7 protein-coding genes are annotated in these 7,730 nt (G+C 46.2%); 5 read left to right on the top strand and 2 right to left on the bottom strand.

Going from position 1 to position 7,730, the window contains the following annotated elements:
* Positions 1 to 172 precede the first annotated feature (172 nt).
* Positions 173 to 355: a hypothetical protein gene (locus tag NFR98_RS11755; RefSeq protein WP_017550259.1), complete on the bottom strand. Its 183-nt coding sequence runs from the start codon at positions 353 to 355 to the stop codon at positions 173 to 175.
* A 183-nt stretch (positions 356 to 538) separates the two neighbouring features.
* On the opposite strand from NFR98_RS11755, the gene NFR98_RS11750 reads away from it, so the two are divergent.
* Positions 539 to 3,304: a sensor histidine kinase gene (locus NFR98_RS11750; RefSeq protein ID WP_017550260.1), complete on the top strand. Its 2,766-nt coding sequence runs from the start codon at positions 539 to 541 to the stop codon at positions 3,302 to 3,304.
* 288 nt (positions 3,305 to 3,592) lie between these two features.
* Positions 3,593 to 4,432 (top strand): CheR family methyltransferase, encoded by an 840-nt coding sequence (locus NFR98_RS11745; protein ID WP_081092990.1) that lies wholly within the window; start codon positions 3,593 to 3,595, stop codon positions 4,430 to 4,432.
* 94 nt (positions 4,433 to 4,526) lie between these two features.
* On the opposite strand, the gene NFR98_RS11740 is transcribed toward NFR98_RS11745, so the two are convergent.
* Positions 4,527 to 5,666, bottom strand: a complete 1,140-nt coding sequence (locus NFR98_RS11740) for a SpoIIE family protein phosphatase (protein ID WP_046721545.1) — start codon at positions 5,664 to 5,666, stop codon at positions 4,527 to 4,529.
* Positions 5,667 to 5,809: 143 nt separating this feature from the next.
* Between NFR98_RS11740 and NFR98_RS11735 the strand changes: the two genes are divergently transcribed.
* The 3 genes from NFR98_RS11735 (at position 5,810) to ytpR (ending at position 7,691) form a co-directional block, all read left to right on the top strand.
* Positions 5,810 to 6,124: a thioredoxin family protein gene (locus NFR98_RS11735; protein WP_071451976.1), complete on the top strand. Its 315-nt coding sequence runs from the start codon at positions 5,810 to 5,812 to the stop codon at positions 6,122 to 6,124.
* Positions 6,125 to 6,272: 148 nt separating this feature from the next.
* On the top strand, positions 6,273 to 7,067 hold the full coding sequence (locus NFR98_RS11730; protein WP_017550264.1) for a DUF1444 domain-containing protein: 795 nt from the start codon (positions 6,273 to 6,275) through the stop codon (positions 7,065 to 7,067).
* 18 nt (positions 7,068 to 7,085) lie between these two features.
* Complete coding sequence (ytpR, locus tag NFR98_RS11725) at positions 7,086 to 7,691, top strand: YtpR family tRNA-binding protein (protein WP_014097689.1); 606 nt, start codon at positions 7,086 to 7,088, stop codon at positions 7,689 to 7,691.
* The last annotated feature ends 39 nt before the right edge of the window (positions 7,692 to 7,730 follow it).

The following is a 7,730-nucleotide window of genomic DNA, read 5'->3' as shown; positions in this document are numbered from 1 at the left end:
ACACAACACTATTTTATATTTTGATAATCGGAATTTGGCTTGTATCTGACCAAATTTGATTCGTTCAGCAAGCCCTATTTAGGTTTGAAAATGTCGTTATTTATTTTTGCAGCGGGATTTTTTCTTTCAACCGTAATATTATGTATCACCTCAATTTACAAGATAAGGAGTCTTAATATGAATCTAAACCTATAGAAAATCTATCATTTAAATTCATAAAATTCATTCGTATCAACTCGATTGCTTGATTGGGGAGCCTGTTACCAAGGGATACATCGTCCTGCGGTTGCAAGGCCTTTTTTGATTTTAGGAAAAGTAAAAACGGGGCGGTTTGATGGTAAATACGCATCATCATCCTCTCCCCCCCTTTAGCCTTGTAAAAAAACTTGATTCCTGCTACGAAATGTAACAAATTTGTCACAGATTGATGGTATAATATGTTGAAAAATCGGGAATAGAGTATAAGCTTCAATGGCTTTATCACTTGTCTTAGAAGTATCGATATATCCGGCAGATGGAAAAACAGGGGGAAGAAAGCATGGGCTTTAAGAAAAAACAATATGCAGGGTTCGGCGTGATCCTCGCTTTTATGCTTGTTACGGCTGTGGTCATGCTCGTTTCCATGAATCATATGAAAAAAAACATGTCTGAAATCGTGCAGGACCGCTATGTGAAAGTAAAAATGGCAACGGAGATCCAGCTGCTGTTTTCGCAGTCCGACCGGGAACTTTTGGCCATTATTAATGATGAAAAAGCAAGCGGCACGGAAACCGCTATTCAAAATATTACGGATAACCGTGCAAAAATCGAATCAAGGCTGAACCAGCTAGACAATATATTAAACCATAACCAGGCAAAGGATATTTTGGCAAAGCTCCAAAATGAATTTGCTTCCTATACGGAAACGGAAGAAACGATTATCAATGACGCCAGGCACAATAAAACGGTGCCGTCCGGAGTGATTTCCGACTATCAAACGAAACGGAGCCGCTTAACGGGATATATTACCGATTTTAAAAATTTCCAGGAAAACTTAATGTCGAAAGCAATGAAAAATGCCAGCCAGCTGGAAAAAAACTTGCTGCAGATGATTGTGGTTTCTTCCGGGCTGATGATTGCCGTGATGCTGTTTATTGCTTACTGGATTGTATCGGGAACGGCGAAAAGCTTAAACAACATCTCCAAAGTAATGACGCATATCAATTACGATGACCTTACGTCACTGCCGCGGGTGGATGTGAAGACAGAGGATGAAATCGGGGAAATCGGTGCAGCTTTTAACCGGATGGCCGCATCGCTTGAGCAGGCAAGCCAGAAAGAAAAAAATTATATTGAACAAATATCGGAAAGAAACTGGATGCAGACGACGCTTGCCGAAATGGCGACGATGTATCAGAATATCACCCATATCAACACGCTGGCGGAACGGTTTATTCAAAAAGCCGTACCGGTTATGGCAGCCTCGATGGGTGCCTTTTATTTGAAAAGAGGAGAAAAAACAAAAGCCGAGTTTGTCAAAATTGCTGCTTATGCGGAAGACCGCGGGAATCCGGGCCGCGAAAAATTTTCATACGGGGAGGGGCTGGCCGGCCAGTGTGCGTTAGAAAAAGAGAGCCGGATCATTACCGATGTTCCCGAAAATTATTCGCTAATTTCGACCGGTTTGGGTGAAGCGAAACCGCGCAGCATTCTGATTGCGCCTGTCATTTATGAAGAGGAAGTACTGGCGGTTTTGGAACTGGCAAGCCTGGAGGAGTTCACGCCGGCGCGGCTTGAGCTCATCAAGCAAATCAACCATACACTCGGGATGGCAATCAACAGTGTCCTGAGCAGAATGGAGGTTGAGCGGCTTTTGAAAGAATCGCAAATGATGACGGAAGAGTTGCAGGCCCAGTCGGAGGAGTTGCAATCGCAATCGGAAGAACTGCAAGCCCAGTCGGAGGAATTGCAGTCGCAGTCTGAAGAATTGCGCATGATCAATGAACAGCTTGAGGAACGGACGAAAGAAGCGGAAAAAAGAGCGCAGGAACTGGAAAAAACAAAGCATCAGTTGGAAGAAAAAGCAGAGCAGCTTATCCAGAGCTCGCAGTATAAATCTGAATTTCTTGCAAATATGTCGCATGAACTGCGGACGCCGCTCAACAGCATTCTGCTTCTTTCCGAAATGCTGGCGGATGAATCGGAAGAGGGCAATCTGACCGAAGAACAAAAAGAATTCGCCCGTGTGATCCATTCATCCGGCAGTGACTTGCTCAATTTAATTAACGATATACTTGACTTGTCCAAAGTAGAAGCCGGCAAGATGGAAATTGTCATTGAAGAGACGAACACCCGTGAATTGCCAGTGTATGTCGGCAACCAGTTTGCTTATTTGGCAGAGCAAAAAGGACTTGAACTGAAGATTGATGTCGATGATAATGTGCCGGATTTGATTTATACCGACCAACGGCGTTTCCAACAGATCGTGAAAAACCTGCTTTCAAATGCCGTCAAATTTACGGAAAATGGTTCGGTGACGTTCCGGATGCGCAAAGTGAGCGCAGAAACAGCCGGAAAATACGTGAAAACGGAAGGCGCCGATTTTTGGCTGGAAGTGGCTGTGCAAGACACGGGGATCGGGATTCCGGAAAAGAAACAGGATCTCATTTTCGAAGCCTTCCAGCAAGGGGACGGTGCGACCGGCCGCAAATACGGCGGTACGGGACTCGGTTTGTCCATTTGCCGTGAGTTTGCCCGCTTGCTCGGCGGCACAATCTGTCTCGACAGCACTGTCGGAAAGGGCAGCACCTTCATTTTGTATATTCCAAGCTTGCCGAACGGGATGACCGCTACGGAAGAAGTGCCAGCGTCGGAAAGCGAAGCAGCGCCGGCATTGCTGCATGAAGAAGATCAGCAGCAGGGCGAAGAAGAATCAGCCGATCAGGCGCTCCGAAATAAAACGGTGCTGATTTGTGACGATGACAACCGGAACATTTATGCACTGAAAAAGGCGCTGTCGAAAGAAGGCATGAAAGTGCTTGTGTCGCAAAACGGTTTCGAATGCCTGGATATGCTGGACCTTCACAAAGAGGTCGACATCGTCCTCATGGATATTATGATGCCGGGCATGGACGGTTATGAAACGATGCAAAGAATTCGGAAGAACGATGCATTTGCGGATTTGCCCATTATCGCTCTGACAGCAAAAGCGATGAAAGGCGACCGGCAAAAGTGTCTGGATGCCGGCGCAACAGATTACATCAGCAAACCGCTGAAGATGGACCAGCTGTTATCTGTCATGCGGGTATGGCTGCCGCTAGAATAAAGGCAGGCTGAGGGAAGGAAGCCCGTGAAAAAGCGGAGAGAGGGGTACGGGGTGAAGGAAGGCTGTACATTTTGCTTGCTTTCTTCACGCAGGGAAGTCCGAAAAAAATTCGTTACAGGAATTTCTTTGTAAAAAAGGCCGCAAATTTAGCCCGCTATCTTCACATAGGCATGCTCCAAGTAAAGGAAGCACGGGAAATTTTGTTGCTTTTTAGCGGCCGTTGCGGAATGAATGCCATTTCCGCAATTTCAACAAGCCCAAACTTTAGAATGATGGAGTGCAAAAAGCGTGAAAAAAAACCAACTAACGGATGAGGACATCAGGAAGCTCGAACTGGATATGCTGCTATTTGCCATTTACCGGATATCTGGCTACGACTTCCGCCAGTATGCCCGTTCTTCCATTGAAAGGCGGGTTACGCACCGGATGCGGCTCGAAAACCTGCCGAGCATCAGCGCGCTAATCGAAAGGGTGATCCATGAACCCGAATTCCTTGAAGTGCTGTTAAATGATTTGTCCATTCAAGTGACAGAAATGTTCCGGGATCCGGACTTTTTTGTCGCCTTTCGCGAAAAAGTCGTCCCGGAATTAAGGCAGTACCCGGAAATCCGGATCTGGCATGCAGGCTGCTCCTCGGGTGAAGAAGCCTATTCGATGGCCATTCTATTGGACGAAGAGGGGCTGCGCGAAAAAACGAGAATTTATGCAACCGATATGAATGAACGAGTGTTGCGCCAGGCGGAAAGCGGCGCCTTTTCGCTTCATAAAATGCAGACGTATACGAAAAATTATTTCCAAGCAGGTGGGAAACGCGAATTTTCCTATTATTACACGGCCGATGCCCAGCATGCCTATTTCAATAAGAGCCTTGCGGAAAATATCGTATTTGCCCAGCACAATCTTGTCACGGACGGTTCGTTTAATGAGTTCCATGCGATTATTTGCCGGAACGTTATGATCTATTTTGACCAAAACCTTCAGAAAAAAGTCCTTCGTTTATTTGATGAAAGCTTAACGAACCGGGGATTTTTAGGGCTCGGCCATAAAGAAACCGTGCGGACGATTGATACGGAAGGAAAGTATGAGGTTTTTGAAAGAGAAGAAAAAATTTACCGAAAAAAAGCATAAACCATTTAAAAAACGGCGAGACACTGCGATCTCGCCGTTTTTTACTGTATTTGCGCCGGACAACCCCTATATCTCGCTTAGTAAGCCCTAGCACTTATTTTGCCTGCACGAGCACAACACACATATCATCCGGCTGTTGTTCCTGTAGTTCTTTGGCAAGGACGGTATCCAAGGGGGAAGTGGCCTTTTCCGGAGACCAGACGGATGAAGCAAGCTGCTGCAGGATTTTCAAGCCGTCGTGGCTGTCCGAATCGAGTGCTTCCATTACGCCATCTGTAAATAAAAGGAGCTGCAGGCTCTCATGGTAGCGGAGCACCTGCTTTTCCACTTTCAATTGCGGGAAGAAGCCGACAGCACATCCGCCTTCCAAAAGCGGCACAACTTCCTTTTCATCCACGAGGGCAAAAGCGGGCGGGTGGCCGGCATTCACATATTCGATCGTTTTGCTGGCACAGTCGAGCACAAGGTAGATGGCCGTAAAATAATGCTGCAACCCGCCATTTTTATTCAGGTAAAGCATCAGTTCGTTTAATTTCTGCATCACCGTTTCAGGGTCTGCCTTGCTTTGCATTAAATCCCTTAATTTGGAAGAAATAAACATGCAGACGAGCGATGCTGAAATCCCGTGCCCCATCACATCGAGAAGCATGAGGCTGTAACGGTGATCATCCATTTTATACCAGTAATAAAGATCACCGGCCAGTTGATGAGCCGGTTTGTACGAAGATGTAATGGAAAGACAGTTTTCTTTTATCGGTTCGCTCAAAAGTGTGCGCTGAACCTGCATGGCAAGATCGAGCTCGTCTTTTAAATGCCTTTCCTGTTCCGCATGCCAGTCTTTCTCTTCTTTCAGGCGCAGTGCTACTTTAAGGCGGGCGATCAGCTCGACTTTGTTGATCGGCTTAGTAATATAATCGATTCCCCCGGCGTTCAGTGCTTCCGCCAGCTTCCGGGCATCATCAAGCGCAGTCAGGAAAATGACGGGAATATCACGAAAACGCTGTGACTGCTGCAGCATCCGGCACGCTTCAATACCATCGATTTCGGGCATCATAATATCCATCAAAATGCAGTCGGCAGGCGGTTTTGGCGCGTGTTCCTCACCAAGATGCAAATAAGCGAATAATCCTTTAGCCGAAGTGAAAGATACATACTGATTATATCCGGCATTTTTTAAAGTTTTTTCTATGACAAATAAATTTACTTTATGGTCATCTACAATTAAAATGGTCATGAAGTCTACCCCTTATGTAAAAAGTCCATTTCCCGCAAACTGCTCAATTTTCATTATACCGGGAAAGCCGGGTGGTGAAAAATGAAACAGCTCTGCCGTTACGGTATAATAAAAAGAAGACACAGAAACTGGAGGGTTTAACCATGCAAGAATTGCAATCAATGGAAGATTTTAAAAACTTGAAAGAAAACGGGACACACATTTTTTTGTTCTCAGCGGACTGGTGTCCAGACTGCCGCTTCTTAGACCCGTTTATGCCGGAAATTGAAAAAGCATACAGCGATTATACTTTTGTCCATGTTGACCGCGATAAATTTTTGGATTTATGTGCGGATCTTGATGTATACGGGATCCCGAGTTTTGTCGCATTCCGGGACGGCAAGGAAATCGGCCGTTTCGTCAGCAAAGACCGGAAAACAAAAGAAGAAGTCGAAAAATTTATCGAAAGCCTTGCCTGAATCATAGATGATCAAGCCGCATTGAACGCGGCACCATCCGAATGCATACGCATATTTTCAGGAAAGACAAAAAGCAGGCCGAAATCCCCCTCTTTGCGGACGGGGGATTTTTCCTAAGCTGGGGGATAAAGGAGGTGCCAACCGGAAAATGGATACGAAACAATTAAGACGGGAGCTGGAAAAAAGGCTGGAGAAAAAAGGACGGATTTTTTCCTATGACCGTGAAAAAGATGTACTTCGGGTCGAAAATGAAGACACACACCAGGGACTCAATATTTCCCTGCCGGAGATTGCCGCCAAATGGGCTACCCAAAAAGAAGAAGCGATTAAAGAAGTTGTCTATTATGCGGAAGCAGCGCTCGGTGTAATGGGGAAAAACCATTCGCTTAATGGCCGGGAAAAAAGTATTTTTCCTGTGATCCGGTCCACTTCTTTTCCAGAAGAAGCTCCAGGAGGCATCCCGTTTTTAACCGATGCGCACACGGCCGAGACGCGCATTTATTACGCGCTTGATCTGGGGAATACGTACCGGTTGATCGATCTTCAAATGCTGGAGCGGGAAGAGTGGAGCCCGGAACAAATTCGGGAAACGGCGCGGTTTAATTTACGGTCGCTTTCCACGAAAATGAAAAAAGACACTGTCGCAGGGAATGATTTTTATTTCTTGAACACGAATGATGGCTATGATGCAAGCCGGATTTTAAATGAAAAGTTATTGCAGGAAATGTCCGAGAAAACGGAAGGGGAAATGGTTCTTGCTGTTCCCCATCAGGATGTTTTAATTATAGGTGACATCCGCAATGAAACAGGTTATGATATAATCGCGCAAATGGCGATGAATTTTTTTGCAAACGGCCATGTGCCGATTACTGCCCTCTCATTTTTATATCAGGACGGCGAATTGGAGCCGGTCTTTATTTTGGGCAAAAACCGGAAGTCTTGAAAGGAGTACGTTTCGTTTATGAATGTTTTTTACAACCGCGAAGGCATCGGCGATACATTGATTGTTATGATCAAAGACGCGGAGCATGCCGCTTATGAAAAGAGAGGCACGGTTGCCCGCATTTATGATGAAAAGACAAAAGAAACAGCCGGGTTCAATATTTTTGAAGCATCCCGGTACGGCGCGTTTGAAGGAAGCGGCCCCGTGAAACTGACGGAAGCTTTACTCGACAAGCTGAACGGAATACTCGCCGAAAACGGGTTCGATGAAAAACTGGACGCCGACTTGTCCCCGAAATTCGTTGTCGGGTATGTAAAAGAAAAGGAAAAGCACCCGGATTCTGATCATTTAAGCATCTGCCAGGTTGACACCGGTGCTGAGACATTGCAAATTGTCTGCGGCGCGCCGAATGTGGAAGCCGGGCAAAAAGTTGTGGTTGCAAAAACAGGCGCTGTTATGCCGAACGGGATGATCATCAAAGATGCCGTGCTGCGCGGCGTGGCTTCAAGCGGCATGATCTGCTCGGCGCGTGAACTCGGGCTCCCGAATGCACCGCAGAAAAAAGGCATCCTTGTGCTGGACGGGCAATACGAAGTCGGAAGCGAATTTCCGCTGCCGGAATAAAAAGCCGGATGCCAAAAAAAGGGCTGCATCACGCGGGAT

This window comes from Weizmannia agrestimuris (assembly GCF_943193165.1).
Classification (GTDB): domain Bacteria; phylum Bacillota; class Bacilli; order Bacillales; family Bacillaceae_C; genus Weizmannia; species Weizmannia faecalis.
The sequence above is the reverse complement of the archived record's forward strand: the minus strand, read 5'-3'. Positions and strand labels throughout refer to the sequence as shown.

Coding starts and splice junctions, on each gene's coding strand:
- NFR98_RS11730 (WP_017550264.1), top strand. CDS start 6,273: ATGGATACGAAACAATTAAGACGGGAGCTGGAAAAAAGGCTGGAGAAA.
- ytpR (WP_014097689.1), top strand. CDS start 7,086: ATGAATGTTTTTTACAACCGCGAAGGCATCGGCGATACATTGATTGTT.
- NFR98_RS11750 (WP_017550260.1), top strand. CDS start 539: ATGGGCTTTAAGAAAAAACAATATGCAGGGTTCGGCGTGATCCTCGCT.
- NFR98_RS11755 (WP_017550259.1), bottom strand. CDS start 355: ATGATGATGCGTATTTACCATCAAACCGCCCCGTTTTTACTTTTCCTA.
- NFR98_RS11735 (WP_071451976.1), top strand. CDS start 5,810: ATGCAAGAATTGCAATCAATGGAAGATTTTAAAAACTTGAAAGAAAAC.
- NFR98_RS11740 (WP_046721545.1), bottom strand. CDS start 5,666: ATGACCATTTTAATTGTAGATGACCATAAAGTAAATTTATTTGTCATA.